This window comes from Alteromonas abrolhosensis, assembly GCF_001953635.1.
Lineage (GTDB): Bacteria > Pseudomonadota > Gammaproteobacteria > Enterobacterales > Alteromonadaceae > Alteromonas > Alteromonas abrolhosensis.
Genome location: NZ_MEJH01000010.1, coordinates 101,493 through 123,741, shown reverse-complemented (window position 1 = coordinate 123,741; position 22,249 = coordinate 101,493). Strand labels below are relative to the sequence as shown.

The window sequence follows — 22,249 nt, the reverse complement described above, 5'->3', positions numbered from 1 at the left end:
TTTAGCCCATCATTTTTTCGATTGGCATTACAAGAATTGAGCTGCAACCAAGGGACTTAAGCTTCTCCATGGTTTCCCAGAATAACGTTTCTGTTGAAACCACGTGGATAGCTACTTGTTCTTCATTTCCAGCAAGTGGCAGAACGGTTGGATTTTCAGCACCTGGAAGTAGGCTCTTTACCTGTTCAAGGTATGCTTTTGGCGCATGTAACATGATGTACTTGCTTTCTTTTGCCAGTAACACACCGTCAACACGAGGCATAAGTCGGTTAACCAGTGTTTCTTTCTCGTCGCTTAGTTCGCCATCAGCGCGCTTAATAAGTACTGCTTTACTGCGGAAGATAACGTCTTTTTCAACAAGGCCGTTAGCTTCAAGGGTGGCGCCAGTTGACACAAGGTCACAGATGGCGTCAGCAACACCGGCACGAGGGGCAACTTCCACTGACCCCTGTAGCATTACTGCTTTTGCATTAATGCTTTGTTCTTTGAAATAGCGCTCAAGTAGGTAAGGGTAAGTGGTTGCTACCTTTTTGCCTTCTAGCGACTGAATACCTTGGTAATCCATCTCATTAGGTACAGCAATTGACAGACGGCAACCGCCGTAATCTAAGCGGCGCAATACTTCATACTCAAACGGTTTACCTGCCGCTTTACGTTCAAGCATTTTTTCTTCAAGCTCGTTTTCGCCAATAAAACCAAGGTCAACAACGCCATCCATTACAAGACCTGGAATGTCGTCGTCACGCACGCGAAGCAAATCGATAGGCTGGTTCGTTGAATGCGCAATCAGCAGGCGATCACGAATATTGAGTTTGATGCCAATAGCTTTCAGTAGGGCAATGCTGTCATCGCTCAAACGACCTGATTTCTGTACGGCAATTCGAAGTCTTTTGCTGTTACTCATTGAAACGTTCCTTACACGTTGTATTCTAACTTTTGATAGCGCCTAAAACGAAAAACCCCCGGAAGTTTCCTTCCGAGGGTCGAGAATTTGTTTTATCTGCGCCACTGGAAGGATACATAGACCTTCCAGCACGAACCTGAAAGGTTATGCTTTGTGGTGATGGTGATGTTTCGTCGCGCAGTTAATCATTTTGAAAAATTTTAATTCCTAATTTCGAACGGCTGAAACATTAGCGTTTTGAATTAGGATTTGCAAGGTTAAAGTGAACTCTTTTGGTACATTAACTCTAATTTAATGTGTATATAATAAAACTATTCGTTATGGATGAGTTGTGAACCGTAATTTTGGGCAGCGATTTGCCGATAACATTTAAAGAAACATGCAAACTTCAGGAGGGCGTATGAGTAACGATTTACTGTTTCCCATTTTGCCTCGTAATACCAAGGTTCCGATTGAACCGGATGACCGCGTGAAAAAAGTGCAAAAGACTAAGAAGTCAGAGTACTTTAATGAAGAGGAACGCGAGCAGTTTCAAGACGTTAAACGAGCCGAGATTGTCGAGAAAACAGCTGAAAACTCGAAAGACAAAGAGCGAGGTAACAGCGAGGGTGGACTCAAACACATTGATATTGATGTTTAGTATCGGTATTGGCGCTTCGGTGTATCCCACATTATATCAAGGCAAGAAAGAGAAAGATCGTAGACTTGCTCCTCTTGCCTTATGATTTTTCAGCGCTATTTTTGTAGCATTTTGTGTTTATTAAATCTTCTTGCACCTAGTAAGCTTACCGCGAAGATAAAAATCGCGAATGTGGAGGGAGTGCTTACTTGTGTTGAAGAAGAGGTTGTAGCAAACGAACTTGCTAGAATGATTTCTCCGTTAACAATGGGATTGTTGGTCAGGTCTAGCACCGGCCCGGTTAACGGCCCGCCAATAGGGAAAATCGCGTTGTAAAATGCGTTCAGCGAGAAATTATCAAAAGATACTCTCACTGCGTTTCGAGACTCTGTGCAAGTAGAGCCAGAACACGACGTATCGACTTCATTGACGAATATACCCAACCCAAAGTCGGCAATGTTTAACCCCGCAAATAAAGACTGATTTTCAAGTGCAGTCGCCGTTACGCTATTTCCTAAAAGGTTCACTTGAACATCTACAATGTCTGAAGAGCCGGCCGTTGATAGACCCACACTCGAAGGGGAGGCCGCGTTTCCATCGATTCGCGACACCGTAGAAAGTACATCAGCACTAAGCGTTAAAAAGCCACTTATTCCAAGTAAGTCTGAAAATAAGTCGAGATTAAGGTCGTTGATGGTTCCGCGTCCTGATGTGAAAAAACTTGCGGGAACAAAACTTGTTAGAGTCGACTGAGACTCGCCTTGAATAATGGCTGTAGATGCATCGCCGTCAAACTCCGTCACATCGATAGGGGTGCCCAACGAACCCGATGCATCTGCGCTAGCGCCGACGACAGTTTCAGTTTGTGAGTAACCCTCGGGGGCGTTTCCGCTTGTGTGAGCTAAGTTCACGGTGGAATTAGCAATTGCAGTAATGACGTTTCCTACATTACTTGTAACGGAAAGGTCGACATGGACTGCATTCCCATAGCTGCTACTTATTATTGCCGCGTGGGACGAAAAGCTTAACGTCGCCGAAGCGAACAACGCGCCTGTTAATATGGTTCTTGCTACTGCTTTTATCACTTTGTTGTTTAGTGGTTGCATAATGAAACCCTCGTTTATGGCTTAGCGTGCTGCTAAGCGATCCTTTTTACAGATAAAGCGTAGTCACAAGCGTTAAGTTCGGTTATGGGGGTTTACCCCTAACTTTATACTTTCGTATAGTGTGCCGGTGAAAAGTCTTTATTTAGAACGGGGGGGATGGTTGTGTAGCGGCGGCCTTGTTTGAGTAAGATGATTTTTTATGTGCAGTGGGGAAAATGTTTCGGGAACGAAGCTGTAAAAAAGGCCCCTAATACCTAAGGAGCCTTGAGTGGCTAGTAGTGCTATTAACCAATAAGGTCAAAACATATAGCTGAGCAAGTTAATTCAATTCTTTATCTACCCAAAATTTGGTGCCTTTGACCGTTGCTTGTAAGGTAAGGCCACTTTCAGTCATAGTGTAAACAGTAACATTACCAAGGTAACCTTCTCCTTCCGCAGACGCACCTTTGTTACCCGCCTTAGCCGCTACGTCAGCGTTACCACCCACAGTCCATCCATTCTCTATAAAGTGGTTCATTGCCTTTTGGGTATGGAAGACCATTACAATTCGGTAGTCTTTGGCACCTAAGCCTAAACCAACACCACCTTCAGCCATATTCATATATGTTTTTGCGCCAGTGGCGTTGTTGTTTACAACACCATAACCTGTACCAGCGGCAACGAAGAAAACATTGATGTTAGCGTTAGTAAACACAGCGTAACCTGCCGCGTCTCTCACTTGAGAGCGCGTATCAGGCTTCTCGGAATATAGGCGTGCAAGAGCATTTTCTTGCATATCGAGAATAGCTTGTCGCTTTTCAGCTACACTTCCGTCCCCCATAGAGGCACACGCCGTCAGTGCCAAAACGGCGGCCATAAACACAGACTTAATAGCTAACTTACTTATTTTCATGCAATTCTCCTTGGCATGTGGGTATTCTACTCTCTACAGAGAAGGACCAATCTTCCTGTTTGTAACTCGATAAAATACCGAATGAGTTAATATCACAAGAGTAGTACGCAAAAAGTGTGCTCACTGGAGCATGAAAACTTAAAAAAACTGTGTGGTCTTTTCGGGTATTGTTCAATTTCTTACCATTCGATTTCGAGTTCCAGTGCTCCAGGATGATCGGTTTGTCCGACCATCTCCTCGTAAGGTGTGCTCTGGCGAAGCCATACATGCTCGAAAGCTTGAGAGTCGAAATGTTCTCTTATCTCGTTCAGACAATGAAATGTTTTGGGTTGTGATTTGTTATCACGAACCAGCGTACGTGAAGCGCCCATGCCGGTAGATGCAAGGTAGTTACCGCCTTCTAACGATTCAATATATAAATTCATAGTTTAGCCCTCTTAAGGTCGCAACTGACTGTGGTTGCGTCTTATATTTAATTAGTCGAAAACAACGACAATGATCATTAATTTTGTGTCATGGACGGCTACGTCGTTAGATGTGGTTAAAAAAGTGGAAAAACGGTAGGTATAAATTTTTAACGATAATGCAGTATGGTGTTTCACCACCATTTGTTTGTGCACACCATAACACCGGCCAGCTGTAGGCTATCGTGCACTCTTTTCTTATCTTCCGGGTTTAGAAATGCACCTACTTCAAGTTGATGTAAAGGCGCTTTTAAAATGAGACGTGGAGTGCACTTTAAACTCGAATCCTTTTGGTAATACAAGGAAGTATCAGGTCGGGGGAACTGCAAGTTAGCGCCGTTCGAGCAGTATACATCAATACTTTGGGAGGATATTAAAAGGGTTTCCCATCGATAAGTTGCTTTTGATACCAAGTACATGACAAGAGAGAGCAACCCAACTTCTGCTCCTGCGAAAGGCAAAATAACCCACGCGCCGGCTATCGACCAAGCAATAGCTATTGTGCCTACAAAAACGGCGAATGCCACAATAAGATATTTGGTTTGTTGCCAAGATGCTGAGCGATTTGGTGAAAGATGCAGTTGCACCTGATGCTCAAATGTAGATACTTCAACCATATTTTTACAAAATGCTATATGACAATGGGGTAAGTAAAAGCTTATACGTAGTGCACTAACAATAGTTTGAAAATTGTACAGTTGCGAGTGGCTACCACGCTTTCCCATGTTTTTAGTAGCAGTTATGTATTTTTCGACTTAAGGACCTGTGTGATTTCTTTTTTCAAGCAAAACGCTGGCAAATCAGTGCTGGTTTCACTTTTGTTTTTTTGGGTTGCCTGTTTGTTCGCGCAACCTTCACCGGTTGAGCTTGTTAAAGAGTTTGGACTTTTTAGTATTCTCGGCGTTATAGGCGCTATTTTTGCGAACGCTACTGGTGCCGGTGGTGGGGTAGTGTTTGTTCCGTTCTTTAACTACCTCTCGTTTTCTCCACAAAGTGTAGTAGCCACCAGCTTCGCTATCCAATGCTGTGGCATGACCGCAGGTGCATTAACTTGGGCAGCATATTACAAAAAGCAGCATAGTTATGACCATTACTGGAAAGCATTACCAAGTGCGTTAATGTTAACTATTCCATCGTCAATTTGCGGTATAGGGTTCGCTCAGTATTCGTCGCAAAGCAAGTTATTACTTGAGCACTTGTGGGGCGGAGCCAATAATCTTCACATCGCTTTCGGCAGTTTTTCAATTTTGCTGGCAGTTGCAATTTTTGCATCCATTCCACTAATGAGACGCACCCATTTTAAAAAGGATTTACACACTAAAGACTTGGTGATTTTGCCCTTCATTGGATTTCTTGGAGGCATTATTACAGCCTGGCTGTCGGTGGGGGTAGGTGAGCTAGTAGCGGTCTACCTTATAATCCGAGGGTTCAATGTAACCATGTCTATCGCCAACGCGGTCATTTTATCGGCTTTTACGGTGTGGTCTGCATTGCCCTATCACGCCTTTGTCAGCGAGGCGGTCGTCTGGCAAGTGGTGCTCTTTGCAGGAGTAGGGGCAATTGTCGGCGGAATGATTGCAAAGTATTTGGTTTTGGCATTTTCTGTTCAGCGCCTAAAACTTTTTTTCGGCATGTGGGTACTAATCTTAGGTATTACGAGCTTACCTATTCTCTGAGCGGCGAGCCCGCAGCGATTTACATACCGTAAAGAAATATAGCGCAGGGTAAGGTAACGCACGAGATTAAGGCTCCTCTTCTAAACGCTAATCTGCAAAAGGAAAGATAATATGGACATCAATCCTGTTCCTCAGCAACGCTACAAAGTACTTCAACCTGAATGGTCTTCCCATGCTGTTATTTATCAGGTCAATACTCGACAGTTTTCAGACGAAGGAAATTTTGAGGGGGTAAGAAAAGGGTTAGCTCACATTAAATCTCTTGGCACGGATATCGTCTGGCTGATGCCTGTACATCCTATTGGCGAAAAAAACAGGAAAGGGGAGCTTGGTAGCCCCTATGCGGTTAAAGACTACCTAGCTGTTAATCCAGAATTTGGCAGTGAAGAAGATTTCAAAATGCTGGTGGAAGAAGCGCATCGGTTATCACTGAAAGTAATAATTGACTGGGTGCCAAATCACAGCGCGTGGGACAACCCTTTGGTGAATGAACACCCAGAATGGTACGCCAAGGATTACAAAGGAGATTTTCGCCCGTCTCCCTGGTGGGATTGGAGCGATATTATTGAGTTCGACTATGAGCAAGTTGGTCTTCGCAAATATATGATTAACGCGCTCTGCTATTGGGTTGAAAAATTCGATATTGATGGATTTCGCTGTGACGTAGCGGGCTATGTGCCTAACGATTTTTGGCAGCAAGCAGTTGAAACACTCAATGCAATTAGACCGGTTTTCATGTTGGCGGAATGGGAAAATAGAGATCTGCACGAGATTGCATTTAACATGACTTACGCATGGAGTTGGAACGAGACGTTACATGAATTAGCGCACGGACAATGCTCTCTGGACAGGCTGCGCAAATATTATTCGTGGAATGAGCGCAGCTGGCCACATTCAGCTTACCGAATGACATTCGTTAGCAATCATGACAAAAATGCGTGGGACGGCACTCAGCACGAGCAGTTTGGTGGGGCACTCGAAGCATGTATAGCGCTATCTGTAATAGGCGAGGGTATGCCGCTTATTCATAATGGTCAGGAAGCGGGAGAAAATAAACGGTTGGCGTTCTTCGAGCGCGATCCTATTGAATGGCAGCAGCATGACATTGGCGATTTGTATCGCAAACTTATAGCCCTTAAAAAATCTAAGAGTGTGTTGGGGAATGGAGAGTACGGAGCAAGGATGATTCAGGTTCCAAACTCAACAATGGACAAGGTGTTCAGTTTTGTAAGACATAATGCTCATGAAAAAATTTTTGTAGTAATTAATTTCTCAAACGAGCAGGTTGATACCACGTTCAAAGAGCCATTGTTTGAAGGTGAATATACACACTGGGAGCGCGACGAAAAGAAAATCTTCGGAGCTGATTCAGTTTGTAAACTCGCGCCTTGGCAGTTCGAGATATGGATTGCCTAACGGAGTGATCGTTTAGTGTCATCTCTAACTACTAAATGTAAAAAGCTTTGATACTTTTTACCAAGTGAAAATTAAGGATGAACTATGACTTCGAATGATTCAGTTGAAAGGACAGAAGACCGCTCGTTAAATAATCATGCTGCGCTGAAAACTTCCATAGTCAATGGTGATGTGGATGAGGTTAAAGCGCGACTAGAAGGACACGCTTTGGATAAGCTTGAAAAAGATTATCTTATCGATCTCGCTCGTTTGAGTGGCAATAGTGAAATAGAGGAAGTGATAAACTCCACTCCCGAAAGTTAGATACTAAGTAATTCACCTAATGTAAATGTGTTCCCTCCTAAGAGAGGGGACACTCCTTAACTCGTATCTCCGTAATCAGTATTATTTAAATCTATTCGGGAGGTGAGAGCTTTGCTTCAGGCTATCAACTTCATCTTCAACGGGCTTCTCGAGTTTAGAGACGGCGTAGGCAACGCCAAAACCCAAGCAACTTCCCACCAACACATCTGATAAGTGATGCGCCTCACGTTTAGTCCTCGACCTTCCAATAATTGCGGTGGCAGCGAGACCTGCCGCTGACGCTAATAGCAGAGGTCCAGAGGTACGAGGTATTGAACCTGCAACTGCCGCTACTGCTGATGCGTGTCCTGATGGCATAGAGTTAAATTTGTCGTTCAACGCTGGGCCCTTTATCTTAGGGCCAGTCTCTGCTCTAGGCCGCTTTCGTCCAATCAAACGTTTAAGCCCTGCATTAAGTAATCCCGCCACTGAAGCTGATAACGTCGACTTCAAAAGAAAGCGCTGCACCTTTGGTGCATGAATCATTTTAGATATGGCGTAAGCTGAGCCCGTAATAGCGACGACGGATGGAGGCGTTGTCGCATTGCTCAAGGTGCTAGATGTTAAGAAGTTCTCTTTATTTTGCGCTGTTTTAGCACTGTGCCCGTTCATTTTTCGCAGTGCTCGATACGCAAGTAGGCCTTTAATTCCTGTGGAAGCTAACATGACAATTCCCTCTTTGACAAAGCGATGGACTGCTAAAGAAAGTTCTTGCCATATACAACGATGAAAGCATGTGTACAAAGCAAGCTGTTAAGAAAAAAGAGCCGCGCATGCGGCCCTTGTATTACTGAGTCATTACTCTTCAGAACTATCACTTAAGTTACTTTCAGACGTACTCTGGTAACGCCTAAATTCCGTACGTGTAATTAATTCATCGTCATTTACGTCAATTTTGTCGAAATCACGTGTTACACCACTTCGCGAGGCTTCAGCTTTAGTGAGTTTACCGTCGCCATTAGCGTCCATCATTTCAAATTTACTGCGTGCAATTACCGCTTCATCTGCGATAACCGTATTATCATGAACAACAGTATCTTCAGCCACTTTGTCAACGGTTGTCTTTTCTAAGTTTCCATCAGCTTTCAACTCAGTCTCAGCTCTTAGTTCGTGAGTAAGCCTTTTGTCTTTAGTCGCGGCAACCACTTCATCAACATCGGTATCAACTTTAACTTCCGTTTCTATAGTACCTTCTGTACCCATGCTCTCGTTCATCGACTGCACCGAGGCCACTACGTCACCATCAAAATGTTCTGGGTGCTTCATGACATGCGCATTAAACTCTTTGATTGAAATCTGCATATCGGAATTCGTGTCGATTTGTGCGAAATGTGCGTATATTTCGTCGTCATCAGCCTCTTCGCGAGAAATATAACCGTTATCGTCATTATCTAAATCCGCAAAAGTTGTGTCTATCTTTTCAAGACCGTCACCTGCGAATGCACCTGCAGAAAGGGCTGCACTAATCAATGTTGCAATAGTTAACTTTTTCATATCAAGCTCCTTGTTTTTTAGGCCTCCATACTGCTTGAAAACGGAGGTGATAATTCACAGTGACCTATTCATGGGATGTGCCATGTAAAATAAGTGCCTTAAAATCATAGTTTTACTATTTCTCTTAAGCTTTCGAATTATTGTTTTAATTGTGAGATCTATAGAACTTTCTGAAAAAGTTACTCAATTTCGTTAACAAATTTAGAACACGCTTGGACAACGACGCTCGGTCTTAAGGCTCGAACTTTGAACTGCTAGGAGAGCGTGGTAAGTGTTTTGATAAATTAAACAGATATTTAATTTTTATTAAAAAATATTAATCCATTGGCCATATCTGTCGTAGGAAATCACTAACAAGGCAAAGTTGAAAAAGGTGAGTCGACACTGCTCACCTTTAGCTCCCGACAGGAATGGGTCATGAAGAAAAGAAATCTGTGGTTAATAAAAAGTGTGATTGGCGTTGTGTTTATTTCTGCTGTAATTCTTTTATGGAAGCATGTAATCACACGGGAACAGGTAGCAGATGCCGTTGAATATATTCAATCATTTGGTGTATGGGCTGTCATTGTTTACTTCTTTATTTACACTTTACTTGTAGCACTTTCTTTTCCTTCTACCATATTGAATATTGTATCTGGGATATTATTTGGTCTTTCTATTGCGATATGCGTATCGATACTTGCAGCCTTTAGTGGTGCTTGCATTACCTTTTTGTTTGCTAGATTTTGGCTAAAAGACCATGTAAAAAACAGGCTTGAGCGTTATGAGGGAAGCAAGAAAATTCTTGCGTTGGCGAAAGATAGCGCGTGGCGCCTAGTGATACTGTTGAGGCTCAATCCATTTATTCCAGCTGTGATAAAAAACTATGGTTTTGGTATCACGGAAATTTCTTTTAAGCAGTATGCTTGGTCTACCCTAGTGGGTCAGCTTCCTTTGGTTAGCCTTTATACTTACCTTGGATGGGTTGGGGGAAATTCAATGCTTAATAGTGACGCTCACCCACCAACTTATCAATGGGCCATTCTAGCGGGAGGTATTCTCGTCAGCATAGTCATAACCATCATTGCGTATAGGCACACTAAGAAAAAGCAGCATGCCAGTGCACAGCCTGCTTAAGGAGAAAAAAGTGAATTTAAGAAATATCACCCAATCCGATCTCATTATGGTACTTGGTGGATTAGTGTTAGCGGGATGTCTTTGGGGGTTTATCGAAATAGCTGGTATGGTAACCAGTGGCGGTACAGCTGCTGTGGATGAAAAACTGTTATTACTGTTTCGAACTGCAGAAGACCTTTCAGACCCTATTGGTGCGCACTGGGTTGAGGAATTAATGCGTGACATCACAGGTTTGGGAGGGGTAGGAATTTTAACGTTCTTTACTCTCGCATCAGCTGTTTACATGTTGCTAATTCAAAAACCTAAAATGGCACTGTTTATTATTGTCGCCATCGTGTCTGGTACATTATTGAGTTTTGCATTGAAGTACGGGTTTGATCGACCGCGACCAGACCTGGTACCTCACGGTAGTTATGTTTATACGCATAGTTTTCCCAGTGGCCACTCGCTTATGTCTGCCTTAGTTTACTTCACGTTAGGCACGCTACTTTCTCGCGTAGAAAAACGTAAGCGCGTTAAAATATTCTTAATGTCAGTCGCAACCTTATTAACCGTGAGTATTGGGATTAGCCGGGTATATCTAGGCGTGCATTGGCCTTCTGATGTGCTAGCTGGTTGGACAGTCGGCGTTTTTTGGTCAATTTTGTCCCTAATGGTAGCGTCATCATTACAATCCTCCGGCGACATCGAGCGAGAAGGGGAAGAGCACGAAGAAGATTTGCATCATTTGTCACAATGATGCAAACGGAAAAGAGAGAACATCAATTAAACTCTGGCGAATTGCCTTTTGCGTAAAATAATAAGGCTTTAACACTATGTCTTGTCCAGGGCACCGAGTGTATTAAGTGTTACGGGCAAGCCATTGGTAAAAATGTGCCACGCCCGCTTCTAAAAATTGCTCAATTGGGCCGTGTTCTTCTTCGCCTGATAAATGCAGCGCCCTTCTTCCTTTTTCCAATAACAGACACGCTTCTTCATCTTCTACTGCGGTCTCCATGTAAGCTTCTTTTTCCGCAGTAAAGTACTCGGGCATTTCTTCATATAACGTTTTTGGGTAATAGAACTCAACGTGGTTTATACAAGCGCCAGCGCCCTTAGGGTAGATCGTGCTCACAACAATGATATCCGGGTACCACTCAATCATAATATTTGGATATAAGAAGCACCATATTGCGCCATAGCGAGGAAGTGTCTGCCCATAGCGTGCTATTAACGCGTCTTGAAAGTCGCGATAACGCTCTGTCGTCCTTTTGGTCAGTTGGTCGCCTAATCCGACTTTCTGAACTGAAAAATCCTCTCCAAACGACCATTCTAAATCATCGGGTTTAACAAACTGGCGAAGCCCGGGGTGCATAGAGTACACGTGATAATTCTCTAGATAGATTTCTAAAAAGGTCTTCCAGTTAAACTGATATTCCGTAGTTTCACAGCCAGCATAAAAATAATTGGAAAAGTCGAGGTATTCATCGAGTCCAAGGGCGGATAAATCCATGTCCGGGGAGCGCCCACGAAACAGGAGGCCATTCCATTGCGTAAGTGCTTCTTTTTTTAATTGCCCGTTAGGGGCGTCTTTAAAGTGCGGGGTGCCTTTAAGTTGCCCTGTATTGTCGTAACCCCAACAGTGGAGTTTACAAACTATGCTTCGCGCCCGGCCTTGCCCTTCAAGAAGTTGAGCTTGTCGGTGTAAACATACATTGGATATAAGTTCATAGTTATCACCTTGGTTAAACAGTACAAACCGATTGTTTAGATGGGGCAATACTTGATAACTAAACTTCTCAGGAACCATTAATGAGTGGCCCGCATAGGAAAGCCCACGAGAGAATACTTGCTCGATTTCGTGCTTGCTCACTTCAGCGTCAAAATAACTTTTTATAGAAGGGTGTGTGGCTAGATTCATAGTTTAAAAAGGGAGCCTAAAACGCATTGCGTTACGTCGAAATTATATAGGCGCTATGTATCACTGAATTGACTAAAAAAATAGCAATATTTTTGATTGAAGCACTATTTTTTTCAAAATATCGGAGTAGAATCCGCGCACCTCAATTTTATAGTGATTTACATGGACATTGGCTTCCATCACCTTGAAGAAAAGCGTCTGTTAACGCTTTCTTTTTATATTGCCGGCGCATTTGTCATTGTCGCGCTTGGTTTTGCCATTTTAACGAGTTCAGGCGCAATTTTATTTGATGCAGCGTACTCTTTGATCGCGTTTGTTATGTCAATGCTAACGCTAAAAGTCGCTAACCTAGTTCAACGCCCTGACGACGACCGTTTCCACTTCGGTTACACGGCCATTGAGCCGACTTTGAACATGTTCAAATCGCTTATCATCATTGCCACATGTGTGTATGCCGTTGCAAGTTCAGTTCAGAGTTTGTTGGCGGGTGGACATGCTGCTGAATATGGTATTGGTATGTTTTACGGCGTGGTAGCGACAGCTGGCTGTTTCAGTATATCTATTTATATGCGCGTCAAAGGCAAGCACTTGGTGTCTGATTTAGTCAAAGTTGATTCACATACGTGGATGATAGATGGTGTGTTGAGCGCCTCTATTTTGTTCGCTTTTATTTTAGCTTACGCGTTGGAATCGACTGAGTATAAAACATTGGCGCCGTATGTAGACCCGGTATTGTTGATTATACTTGGTTCGGCAATGCTTCCTGTACCGTTTAAAATTTTGCGCGAAAGTTTAAATGAAGTGATCAATAAAGCTCCTCCTGAGTCTATTTCAGCGGTAATCGAGAAAAAATTCAAAAAGACCTTAGCAGACGTTCCCTACGAGCATGTAGAGGTACGTATTAGTAAACGAGGCAGAGACGTTTATTTATTAGTCCACATTATTGTTGATGACGCATTTTCAATCGCCACTATTAGTGAATTGGATGAAATTAGGCTCAAGTGCGAAGCAGAGATGCGCGAGTGGGACCCTGCAATAATTATGGATATTCTGTTTATCAAAGATCCAGAACTCGCAGAATAGGATGAAGGTGAATGCCAATTATTGCATTCACCGCAAAAGCGAACTGGCAAATTGCTCAAAATTTTCCGATAATCAAATCTTTAAGCTATTCGAAGATGTGATGGAAACTCGACTTCCGCTATACAAAAAGCTGCTGGTAATGTACAGAATAGAGCCGGGGTGTCTAGGGCCGCAAGGTACAGACTACGTCGAAGAGTTTTGTGTATTCGCTAAAAAGCGGCTAAAAGACAAACACGGGCATTGCTTGCGATGGACGATTAAGCCGCGCTATGACAAAGCACTACCTGAGTTGGAGTTTCAAATAAAAAACGGCGTGGTTTCGCGTGACAATGCCGCTAAGTACATGGATAGCTTCAACATTGATATTGACGCATTTGAAGAAGAGTTAGAAGAGTCGCTGGCAGATTTGGTTGACGCGTTTTTCGAACGATAAACCGGTGCTGCTCAAATTAACTTTCAGCGCTTATAAACATTAGGAAGAAGGCTGCAGTTATTTGCGTGATGCGCAATTTAACACTTTCTTGTTGTAAAAAAGGGCATAAAAAAAGCCTCAACGCTTACGTCAAGGCTTCCAGACTAATCGAACTATTGTATTAGTTTAAAGACTTTAGCTTTTGATAACCTTCAGCTTCCAGTTCGTCATTTACGCATTCCAATACAAACACATCTTCTGGCTTGCCTTTAGTCCCTTCTTCTTCGGCTACTTCTTTACAAAATTGTGTGAGCTCTGCTACGAGTTCCGCAGGTGCCGTTTCTGATTCCGTTGCCATTGCAGAGAACGCCAACGCACTTAAACCAAACAAGCCTAAACCTAATAAGCTTAAACTTTTCATAATTACCTCGTTAAATAAGTGAGTGTAAACATTTACGAGACGGATATTGCGCTTAAGTCTATAGATTAAAAAGCTAATTTTTTTGTTCTAGAAGACAAATTCTTTTCATCAAAAATTTAACATTTGGTTTTGTGGTGTGACGCTGAGAATAGCGGCAGTTTTTTGATAGTCTAAGCAACAGCTTAGCAGGCAAACATGTAAAAAGTAGGCGTTAAAATGAAAACCTTTAATGGGCATTCAACAGGCTTTTTGGCATAATGCGCGGCCTACAGTAGAAAAGTAATTACAGCGCTTAAACCATGCCCACAATAAATAATGTATTTTCTTCAGATGGCCTTCTTGCAAGTGCTATTAAAGGGTTTGTGCCCCGTGAGGCACAAACTGAAATGGCAAAGGCGGTTAAGCGCGCAATAGATACCACTGGCAGTTTGATCGTAGAGGCGGGCACCGGGACCGGGAAAACCTTTGCTTACCTTGCGCCTGCGTTGCTAAGTGATGGTAAAGCCATTGTCTCTACGGGAACTAAAAACTTACAGGAGCAGCTATTCCACCGCGATTTACCACTGGTAAAGAAGGCGCTAGGCAGTAAACGTAAAACAGCGTTACTAAAAGGTCGTGCAAATTACCTTTGTCTTCATCGACTGGCGCAACACGGCGGCAACTCCACGCTGGTTGAAAAAGAAGTGTTGGGTCAGCTTTCAGAGGTAAAGCGCTGGTCAAGTACTACGAAAACAGGCGACATGGGAGAGCTTAAAACCCTGCCAGAAGATGCACGTGTTTTGCCCTTGGTGACATCTACGGTAGATAACTGCTTGGGCCGGGACTGCCCAGATTACGAAGACTGTTATTTGGTTAAAGCGCGCAGAAAAGCGCTGGATGCAGACATCATAGTTGTTAATCATCATCTTTTCTTTGCTGACATGGCGCTAAAAGATACAGGGTTTGGCGAGCTCATCCCTGAGGCTGACGCTATTATTTTTGACGAAGCCCACCAAATTCCTGATATAGCCAGTGATTATTTCGGTGAGTCACTATCAACAAGACAAATTCACGATATTGCCAAAGATATTGCGTTACTGTTCAGAACTGTTTTGAAAGATGCAGGGCAGTTAGATAAGGCTGCTGATAAGTGCAGAATGATAGCCTCTGATTTACGTCTGCTATTTCCTGATACTGCGGAGCGCGGTAACTGGGCAGAAGCGTTAGACCGTGACGACGTGCGCATGCAGGTGGGCAAACTAGCCGAAGCGCTTGGTGTCCTGCATGAAGTGTGCAAACTTCATATTGGCCGCGACAAAGATTTAGATAACATGTACGAACGTGTTGTTGCTGCAAGAGAGCAGTTAGATGCGCTAAGTGACAATAAGCAAGAAAACGTGAGTCTGTGGTATGAAACCACCCAGCGCCACCTCATCATGCATTTAACGCCCTTATCGATTGCGGCTAAATTCAGACGCTTTGTATCATCACCACCGCGCGGGTGGATCTTTACCTCTGCCACCTTAATGGTGAATGGTGGTTTTGAGCACTTTCAACGCCGAATGGGCTTAGAAGATGCAGCAACATTGGGATTAGATAGCCCGTTTAATTACCCAGAGCAGGCTATGTTATGCGTGCCCCGTTATTTACCCGAACCCAATAGCTACGCCATGCGGGAAACCTTGCTAGAAACCGCTAAACGGCTCATTAAAGCTAGTCGCGGCCGATGTTTCTTGCTTTTTACTAGCCACGCTATGCTCAGGGAAATTGCGCAGAAGTTAGAAGATGAGATAGATAACCCGTTACTAGTGCAAGGAACCACCACAAAACAAGCGCTGTTAGACGCGTACCTTGCTGATGAGAAAGCGGTTTTGATGGGGACGGGCGCGTTTTGGGAAGGCGTAGACGTACGCGGCAACGATCTTGTCTGTGTAATGATTGATAAACTGCCTTTTGCGTCTCCTGATGATCCGCTCCTTCAAGCGCGGATGGAAGATGTGAAAAAACGAGGCGCTAATCCGTTCGGCGTTATCCAAATTCCTCAGGCGGTTATAACATTAAAGCAAGGAGCGGGACGACTTATCCGAGACCCATCTGATAAAGGCGTTTTGGTTATATGTGACAATCGTTTAGTGACGAAGCCTTACGCTAAAACTTTTGTCGGTAGCTTACCGGATATGAAACGAACTAGAAGCTTAGACGAAGTGGAAAAATTTTTAGCCGGCATTGATGAAGCCTAAGTTAAATTTATGAATTGCGCTTTAAGCGGTTTTATCCACTGGCGACAATTCAGATGTTACAAAATAAGAGATAAACATGAATATTCTAGCTATAGACACGGCTACCGAAGCTTGTTCGGTTGCGCTGCAGTACGATAATACGGTGATTACGCGCTTTGAAATATGTCCGCAGCAACACAGCCAACGTTTACTTCCAATGGTTGATGAGGTGTTAAAAGAAGCACAGGCTACGCTGGGCGATATAGAGCTACTTGCATTTGGGCGTGGACCAGGTAGCTTCACCGGTGTACGCATAGCGACAGGTATGATCCAAGGTTTAGCTCTGGGAACTGGCTTGAAAGTGGCTGGTGTAAGTACACTCGAGGCGATGGCGTTTGAAGTTGCGTCGAATGTGCAGAACAAAGACGCTCTAATTGCCGTTGCATCTGATGCGCGCATGGATGAAGTTTATTTTGCGGTTTATTCGCAATCGCCAACCGGCGTTGTACTTCGTATCGAAGAGCAGGTGTGTCCACCAGAGGCTGCGATTGAACAGTTAAATGTGCTTCGAGATAGTAGCAATGCGGCTGTTATTGCGGTTGGAACAGGCTGGAATGCCTATGAGAAGCTTGGTCAATGGAAATTAGAGGTATGCGGCGAGATATCGTCTGACGTAACGCTTCCGAATGCTCAGTACATGCTAAAGCTTGCATCAGACGCATTTGGTAAAGGCGAAGTGTCTGACGCGGTGAATGTGGAACCCGTATACTTACGCGATAAAGTGACCTGGAAAAAACTACCAGGTAGAGAGTAGTTAACTGCCGCAACTTAACTTATTGGGCGCTTCACAATTTAGAAAAGTAAACGCTCAGTTAAAAGTGCGAGCTTTAACCTTAAAGCTCGCCTTGCGGTGGTGATTTCATTTCGGCGGCATGATTTATATTGGTGTGATTTTTGGTTTTGTTGGTACGATTTTTGTTTAAATAACCGTGTATGATTATCAATAATAATTTCGCTGTACCGTCTTCGGAACCTTCGCAAGGCCGTGTAGCTAAAATTAACAAAGACCCTGAACAACAAAGTAAGGGGCAAAGCGAATCGTCTGCCAGGGCGATTGTTGTTGCGCCTGACGAACAGGGAACGGATAACGCCAAAGCTTATCAAAAGTTTATCCGGGAGGATGGCAATACCTATTCTCAAAATGCCATAGCGTCTTACACGAGTTTTGAAAAACAGCAGCAGCGTGAATCCATACACTCAATGTTCGGCGTTGATATCTACGCATAGAATGTCCTTCAACCCCACTATCTTCCTCGCTAAAAGACACCCGAAAATTCTTAAATTTTAGTCAGTTTCTTGAACAAAACTCTACAGAGCATACTCTAAAATTTATGTGGTGATGAATTAACCGCCACAGTGTTTGAACGGCAGTGGTTGTCCTCTCGTATTAATGCTAAGGTTTAGGTGCTTGTACGAAGATTTTCTTTTTAGCTGAAAGAGATACAGAAAGTAGAAATGGATTTGTAGTCTTGTTCCATAGTTTGTTTTGGAACAGCCCACGTAGTATGGGTAAGTTGCATTCACGCGCAGCATTTTTCTAGGATTTATAGGAGCACATAGATGTCTCGGTATTTAGTTTTACTTACAGTCTTTTTATTCGCGGGCTGCACAATGGTCCCAGACAGTATAGACGTGCCTGAGGGTACGCAATTAGTTAGCTATTCTAAAGCGGTTACATCGGGGGCTAATGCTCAAGGTCAAAAAGCCCGCTGGGGAGGCTTAATTGTCGGGGTTGAGAACAAGCCTAACAAAACGCTGATCGAACTCGCTCATTTTCCTTTGAATCACTATGGTAAGCCTACAACAAATGGTGAAACTTCAGGTCGATTCAAGGTGCAAATTGATGGCTTTGTAGACCCAATCGTTTTTGAAGAAGGGCGCGCAGCAACGTTTCTAGGTACAATTATTGCGCCAACCGCAGGCATGGTGGGTGAGCAACCCTATATTTACCCAACGATCACGGCTGATGATTATCATATGTGGAGAAAACAAGAGGTTTATGATGTAAATACTTACTTCTTCAATTATCACACAGGCTGGTATTCACCTTTCTATCGTTACAATGGCCCTTGGATGTATCCCCAATTCAATCACACGCGCGTAATTCGTTATAAAAACGCACCAAGCAAGGCTACGCTTCCCGCTAAGTCGGGGGGGACAAAAAGCAATATGAAACCCACTATACAGCCAGCAAAGTTGGATAAAGAGAAATAAAAGAATCAACGAGAAGGGCGGCATGTTATTGCCGCCTTTTTTTGTTTGTGAGACAAATGTGGACTGCGATCGGCAATAAATTGCCATAAGGGATAAAGATGATCGAGACAGAATTTAATATTGGGACACTACATTTAGCCGCGTTAGATAATCAAGGTGCCGGCAAAGTTGTAATTGGTTTGCATGGTTATTTAGATAACGCAGAAAGTTTACGGCTGTTAGCGCCATACCTTCAAACCCATCGCTTCATCGCGCTGGACCTAGCCGGGCACGGTCGCTCTAGCCACCGCCCACACGGGGCGCATTACAATCAAGCCGATTACTTACAAGACTTATATGCCTTAATAGAATCTCAGGAGTGGGAGGAAGTGATCTTACTTGGTCATTCTCTTGGAGGAATTTTAGCTAGCCTGTTCGCTGCGCTATTTCCCGAGAAAGTCTCTGCTGTAATAAGCATTGATGCGTGTGGACCGCTCACTGAAAGTGAAGAAACGACCACTGCACAAATGCGTGACGCTATAATTAGTCGTCACGCGAAGTCGCGAAATAAACTGCGTGTCGTTGATTTAGACGAAGCCGTAAAGGCTAGATGCAAGATATCCGATATTCCCGAAGAACACGCGCGTTCTATTTTATCCAGAAATTTGACCCAAGACGCCGGTGGACATTGCTTTTGGTCGAGCGACCCTAAACTTCGCACGAAATCAACGCTCAGACTAACAGAAAAACAGTCGGAATCATTAATGCGTGCTATTGTATGCCCCGTTCTTTTTATCGGCGCATCCAATAGTTTTAAAAACTTAGACACCGTTTTCCCAAATCGCAAAGGGTGGTTTTTAAATGCGCAATACGAACAATTAGTAGGCGGTCACCATATTCACATGGAAAATACTGACGATGTAGGGGTATTAATTCGTCATTTTGTTGAGCAATTGTAAATTGTGCCGTTTATTTTTTTTTACACATCCTATAATATTCGCAAGTTATCAGACCAGTTATATAAGTGCAGCTCCCCATGCGCTTATAAAATAGTATAAGAATAAAGTAGAGGAGGTTTTGGTGGAAAAAACCTGGCTTAAGCATTACGACCCTCGCGTTTCCGCAGAAATTGATGCCGATCGTTACGCATCTGTAGTAGACATTTTCGAGCAGTCGGTAAAGAAGTTCAAAAATAAAGAAGCCTTCATAAATATGGGGCATTCAATCACGTTTGAAGAGTTAGATACCTTATCAGCTCAATTTGCTGCTTATTTGCAGGCAAGCGGACTAAAACGCGGTGATGCTGTGGCAATTATGATGCCCAACCTTCTTCAATATCCTGTTGCCATGTTTGGTATTTTGCGCGCAGGGATGGTTGTGGTTAACGTAAACCCTCTCTATACAGCTCGTGAGTTAAAGCACCAACTAAATGATGCTAATGCGAAAGCCATCGTTATCGTTGAAAACTTCGCGTGTACTTTAGAAGAAGTCATTGCAGATACTAACCTGCAAGAAGTCTTTTTGACGGCTTTAGGCGATATGCTTCCGGCACCTAAGCGCTGGATCGTGAACGCAGTAGTGAAGTACGTTAAAAAGATGGTGCCTTCGTTTAATCTACCTGAAACGACATCGTTTATGTCGGCGGTTAAAAAAGGGCAATCTTTTGAATATAAACGCCCAGATATCGATAGCGGCGATTTAGCGTTTCTTCAATACACAGGTGGCACAACGGGCGTTTCTAAAGGTGCCATGCTTACTCATCGCAATATGGTAGCGAATTTAGAGCAAGTGTCAGGTATCTTAGAAACAGTGATTGAAGAAGGCGAAGACTTTGTTGTTACCGCGCTTCCGCTCTACCATATCTTTGCGCTACTGGCGAACTGCTTGATGTTCGTTAAATACGGCTGCCGTAACTTGCTTATCACCAACCCGCGTGACATGCCGGCTTTTGTAAACGAACTTAGCAAATATCCGTTCACCATTTTACCTGGTGTAAATACCTTGTTTAATGGCCTGTTAAATACGCCTGGATTCAGCGAACTTGATTTCAGCAAATTTAAGTTTGGTTTAGGCGGCGGTATGGCTGTTCAACGTCCTGTAGCAGAAAAGTGGGAAAAGGTAACCGGTACTGTGCTTCTTGAAGGATACGGGCTAACAGAGTGTTCGCCTGTGGTAGCGGTTAACCCACCACAGATTGAAGCTTATAAAGGCGCAATCGGTATGCCTGTTCCTTCTACAGACATTAAGCTTCTTGATGACGACGGTAATCCTGTTGAAAAAGGTGAGCCTGGTGAAATGTGGGTGAAAGGCCCTCAGGTAATGAAAGGATATTTGAACCGACCAGAAGCAACAGAAGAAATTCTAAAAGACGGTTGGTTAGCCACAGGTGACATCGCTACGGTAGATGATGAAGGTTACTTCTATATTGTTGACCGTAAAAAGGATATGATCCTAGTTTCAGGCTTTAACGTGTTTCCTAACGAAATTGAAGAAGTGGCTGCAATGCATGAAAACATTGTTGAAGCAGCTGCGGTTGGGGTTCCTCATGAAGTCAGTGGTGAAGTGGTGAAATTGTTTGTAGTTCGAAACAGCGACTCACTTACTGAAAAAGACGTTATCGCGCATTGCCGTAATCACTTAACGGGTTACAAAGTGCCTAAGCAAGTTGTTTTCAAAGACGACTTACCAAAAACCAATGTAGGTAAAATACTGCGTCGGGAGCTTCGAGACTAATTTCATTGAAATAGTTTTGTGAAAGCCGGCGTAAGCCGGCTTTTTTATTACTGTGCAAAAATATGCAATATCAATTAATTACAACATCTGAACAACTCGAAAAAGTGTGCACTGCCGCACAGCGTCAAGAGGCGGTAGCCTTAGACACCGAATTCGTAAGAACGAAAACCCTTACTCCGCATCTAGGCCTAATACAGCTTTACGATGGCCATCAGCTGGTACTCATTGACCCGCTCGCCATAGACAATATGCAGCCGTTTATCGATCTCATGGAAAATACCGAAGTAGTGAAAGTACTGCACTCGTGTTCTGAGGATATAGAGGCGTTTCTTACCGCCTTTGACACTGTGCCAACGCCGGTATTTGATACACAGTTGGCAGGAAGTATTTTGGACATGGGGCCATCTCTTGGCTATGCAAAGCTTGTAGAGTTGCTGTGTGACATAAGTTTAGACAAAGGGGAGTCGCGTACCGACTGGCTAGCCAGACCACTTCGCGAAGCCCAGCTTAGCTACGCAGCGAATGATGTGCTGTATTTACTGCCTTGCTATCAACAGTTAGCCAGTAAAGTACAAGAGGCGGGGAAAGTGCACTGGATTTACCAAGAGATCGCTTTGCTAGTTGATAAGAAGCGCGCTCAAATGCCTGAAGATTTTGCGTACTTAAGCATTAAGAATAACTGGCGATTGAACAGCGAACAGCTCACTGTATTACAGGCACTAGCGGCATGGCGTTTAAATACCGCGCGCAAAAAAGATCTGGCTCTAAACTTTGTGTTTAAAGAAGGGCATTTGTTTGAAGCGGCGCAGCGGCTTATCGATAGTAAATCTGGCCTTTCGCGTATTAACGGCGTGAATCATCAGTCGGTACGCCGCTACGGCGACACCATCATCACGCTAATTGAAGAGGCAAGAGCAAAGTACGCGCAAACGCCAGAAAAGCTCAGACTTCCGGTTGTGCTGCGGTTAATTGATATCGCCAAGTACAAAAAAACGCTGGCCGAGCTTAAAGCTATCAGCGACCAGATAGCGAAAGACAATGCTGTAAATAGTGACGTTATTGCCTCTAAAAAACAGCTGAATCAACTGTTAAAATGGTACTGGTTTTCGGTTGATGAAACCCGCGTGCAGGGACTAATGCCCGATGTACTGTCGACGTGGAGAGAGCCATTGTTTCGCTCTCACGTAACCCGTTTACTTGGCGACGCTCCGGCCCAATAG

The 22,249-nt window shown here is 43.7% G+C and carries 24 protein-coding genes and 1 other annotated feature; of the genes, 15 read left to right on the top strand and 9 right to left on the bottom strand.

The genetic code is table 11. The features are described from left to right. Position 1: 1 nt before the first annotated feature. Positions 2–904 (bottom strand): ATP phosphoribosyltransferase, encoded by a 903-nt coding sequence (hisG, locus tag BGK61_RS15105; protein ID WP_014998865.1) that lies wholly within the window; start codon positions 902–904, stop codon positions 2–4. Between the two features lie 50 nt (positions 905–954). Next, positions 955–1,073 (bottom strand) — a sequence feature (His leader region). A gap of 231 nt (positions 1,074–1,304) precedes the next feature. Here hisG and BGK61_RS15100 point away from each other — a divergent pair. Then, the gene (locus BGK61_RS15100; protein ID WP_014998864.1) at positions 1,305–1,544 is read left to right on the top strand and encodes a hypothetical protein; all 240 of its coding nucleotides are present in this window, start codon (positions 1,305–1,307) and stop codon (positions 1,542–1,544) included. Between the two features lie 95 nt (positions 1,545–1,639). Here the strand turns inward: BGK61_RS15100 and BGK61_RS15095 are convergent, their stop codons facing one another. The 4 genes from BGK61_RS15095 to BGK61_RS15080 form a co-directional block, all read right to left on the bottom strand. Further along, the gene (locus BGK61_RS15095; RefSeq protein ID WP_234349478.1) at positions 1,640–2,629 is read right to left on the bottom strand and encodes a hypothetical protein; all 990 of its coding nucleotides are present in this window, start codon (positions 2,627–2,629) and stop codon (positions 1,640–1,642) included. A 319-nt stretch (positions 2,630–2,948) separates the two neighbouring features. Next, entirely contained in the window at positions 2,949–3,521 is a 573-nt protein-coding gene (locus BGK61_RS15090; RefSeq protein WP_014998862.1) for a lipid-binding SYLF domain-containing protein, read from the bottom strand. A gap of 179 nt (positions 3,522–3,700) precedes the next feature. Then, positions 3,701–3,946 (bottom strand): DUF6482 family protein, encoded by a 246-nt coding sequence (locus BGK61_RS15085; RefSeq protein WP_014998861.1) that lies wholly within the window; start codon positions 3,944–3,946, stop codon positions 3,701–3,703. A 173-nt stretch (positions 3,947–4,119) separates the two neighbouring features. Next, positions 4,120–4,602 (bottom strand): DUF2244 domain-containing protein, encoded by a 483-nt coding sequence (locus BGK61_RS15080; protein WP_014998860.1) that lies wholly within the window; start codon positions 4,600–4,602, stop codon positions 4,120–4,122. Positions 4,603–4,752: 150 nt separating this feature from the next. Between BGK61_RS15080 and BGK61_RS15075 the strand changes: the two genes are divergently transcribed. The 3 genes from BGK61_RS15075 to BGK61_RS15065 all read left to right on the top strand — a co-directional run bounded on the left by BGK61_RS15075 (position 4,753) and on the right by BGK61_RS15065 (position 7,380). Then, positions 4,753–5,661, top strand: coding sequence for a sulfite exporter TauE/SafE family protein (locus BGK61_RS15075; RefSeq protein WP_076011716.1), 909 nt, complete (start codon positions 4,753–4,755; stop codon positions 5,659–5,661). Positions 5,662–5,772: 111 nt separating this feature from the next. Next, positions 5,773–7,077: an alpha-amylase family glycosyl hydrolase gene (locus tag BGK61_RS15070; protein WP_076011715.1), complete on the top strand. Its 1,305-nt coding sequence runs from the start codon at positions 5,773–5,775 to the stop codon at positions 7,075–7,077. Between the two features lie 84 nt (positions 7,078–7,161). After that, the gene (locus tag BGK61_RS15065; RefSeq protein ID WP_014998857.1) at positions 7,162–7,380 is read left to right on the top strand and encodes a hypothetical protein; all 219 of its coding nucleotides are present in this window, start codon (positions 7,162–7,164) and stop codon (positions 7,378–7,380) included. 81 nt (positions 7,381–7,461) lie between these two features. Here BGK61_RS15065 and BGK61_RS15060 read toward each other — a convergent pair whose 3' ends face one another. Together BGK61_RS15060 and BGK61_RS15055 are read right to left on the bottom strand one after the other, a co-directional pair. Continuing rightward, the gene (locus BGK61_RS15060; RefSeq protein WP_076011714.1) at positions 7,462–8,085 is read right to left on the bottom strand and encodes a phosphatase PAP2 family protein; all 624 of its coding nucleotides are present in this window, start codon (positions 8,083–8,085) and stop codon (positions 7,462–7,464) included. 132 nt (positions 8,086–8,217) lie between these two features. After that, the gene (locus BGK61_RS15055; RefSeq protein WP_076011713.1) at positions 8,218–8,913 is read right to left on the bottom strand and encodes a calcium-binding protein; all 696 of its coding nucleotides are present in this window, start codon (positions 8,911–8,913) and stop codon (positions 8,218–8,220) included. Between the two features lie 417 nt (positions 8,914–9,330). Between BGK61_RS15055 and BGK61_RS15050 the strand changes: the two genes are divergently transcribed. Both BGK61_RS15050 and BGK61_RS15045 read left to right on the top strand, forming a co-directional pair. Further along, the gene (locus BGK61_RS15050) at positions 9,331–10,029 is read left to right on the top strand and encodes a TVP38/TMEM64 family protein (RefSeq protein WP_014998854.1); all 699 of its coding nucleotides are present in this window, start codon (positions 9,331–9,333) and stop codon (positions 10,027–10,029) included. A gap of 10 nt (positions 10,030–10,039) precedes the next feature. Beyond that, the gene (locus tag BGK61_RS15045) at positions 10,040–10,768 is read left to right on the top strand and encodes a phosphatase PAP2 family protein (RefSeq protein WP_014998853.1); all 729 of its coding nucleotides are present in this window, start codon (positions 10,040–10,042) and stop codon (positions 10,766–10,768) included. A 102-nt stretch (positions 10,769–10,870) separates the two neighbouring features. Here BGK61_RS15045 and BGK61_RS15040 read toward each other — a convergent pair whose 3' ends face one another. Beyond that, a complete protein-coding gene (locus tag BGK61_RS15040) occupies positions 10,871–11,929 on the bottom strand; it encodes an aromatic ring-hydroxylating oxygenase subunit alpha (RefSeq protein WP_076011712.1) in 1,059 nt (352 codons plus the stop codon). A 162-nt stretch (positions 11,930–12,091) separates the two neighbouring features. Here BGK61_RS15040 and BGK61_RS15035 point away from each other — a divergent pair, with 162 nt between their 5' ends. Continuing rightward, positions 12,092–13,012 carry a cation diffusion facilitator family transporter gene (locus BGK61_RS15035; RefSeq protein WP_076011711.1) on the top strand — a complete coding sequence of 307 codons (921 nt, stop codon included), beginning with the start codon at positions 12,092–12,094 and terminating at the stop codon, positions 13,010–13,012. Between the two features lies 1 nt (position 13,013). Next, positions 13,014–13,445 carry a hypothetical protein gene (locus BGK61_RS15030; protein WP_234349477.1) on the top strand — a complete coding sequence of 144 codons (432 nt, stop codon included), beginning with the start codon at positions 13,014–13,016 and terminating at the stop codon, positions 13,443–13,445. 160 nt (positions 13,446–13,605) lie between these two features. On the opposite strand, the gene BGK61_RS15025 is transcribed toward BGK61_RS15030, so the two are convergent. Further along, on the bottom strand, positions 13,606–13,845 hold the full coding sequence (locus BGK61_RS15025; RefSeq protein ID WP_014998849.1) for a hypothetical protein: 240 nt from the start codon (positions 13,843–13,845) through the stop codon (positions 13,606–13,608). Between the two features lie 299 nt (positions 13,846–14,144). Here BGK61_RS15025 and BGK61_RS15020 point away from each other — a divergent pair, with 299 nt between their 5' ends. From BGK61_RS15020 to rnd, 7 genes are all read left to right on the top strand, one after another. Continuing rightward, positions 14,145–16,064, top strand: a complete 1,920-nt coding sequence (locus BGK61_RS15020; RefSeq protein WP_076011710.1) for a DNA repair helicase YoaA — start codon at positions 14,145–14,147, stop codon at positions 16,062–16,064. A 76-nt stretch (positions 16,065–16,140) separates the two neighbouring features. Continuing rightward, the gene (gene tsaB / locus BGK61_RS15015; protein WP_076011709.1) at positions 16,141–16,857 is read left to right on the top strand and encodes a tRNA (adenosine(37)-N6)-threonylcarbamoyltransferase complex dimerization subunit type 1 TsaB; all 717 of its coding nucleotides are present in this window, start codon (positions 16,141–16,143) and stop codon (positions 16,855–16,857) included. Between the two features lie 179 nt (positions 16,858–17,036). Continuing rightward, positions 17,037–17,330 carry a hypothetical protein gene (locus BGK61_RS15010; RefSeq protein WP_076011708.1) on the top strand — a complete coding sequence of 98 codons (294 nt, stop codon included), beginning with the start codon at positions 17,037–17,039 and terminating at the stop codon, positions 17,328–17,330. A 333-nt stretch (positions 17,331–17,663) separates the two neighbouring features. Further along, positions 17,664–18,317, top strand: a complete 654-nt coding sequence (locus BGK61_RS15005) for a Slp family lipoprotein (protein WP_076011707.1) — start codon at positions 17,664–17,666, stop codon at positions 18,315–18,317. Positions 18,318–18,415: 98 nt separating this feature from the next. Next, positions 18,416–19,255 carry an alpha/beta fold hydrolase gene (locus BGK61_RS15000; RefSeq protein ID WP_076011706.1) on the top strand — a complete coding sequence of 280 codons (840 nt, stop codon included), beginning with the start codon at positions 18,416–18,418 and terminating at the stop codon, positions 19,253–19,255. A gap of 121 nt (positions 19,256–19,376) precedes the next feature. After that, positions 19,377–21,029, top strand: a complete 1,653-nt coding sequence (fadD, locus tag BGK61_RS14995) for a long-chain-fatty-acid--CoA ligase FadD (RefSeq protein ID WP_076011705.1) — start codon at positions 19,377–19,379, stop codon at positions 21,027–21,029. A 62-nt stretch (positions 21,030–21,091) separates the two neighbouring features. Beyond that, positions 21,092–22,249, top strand: coding sequence for a ribonuclease D (gene rnd / locus BGK61_RS14990; protein ID WP_014998843.1), 1,158 nt, complete (start codon positions 21,092–21,094; stop codon positions 22,247–22,249).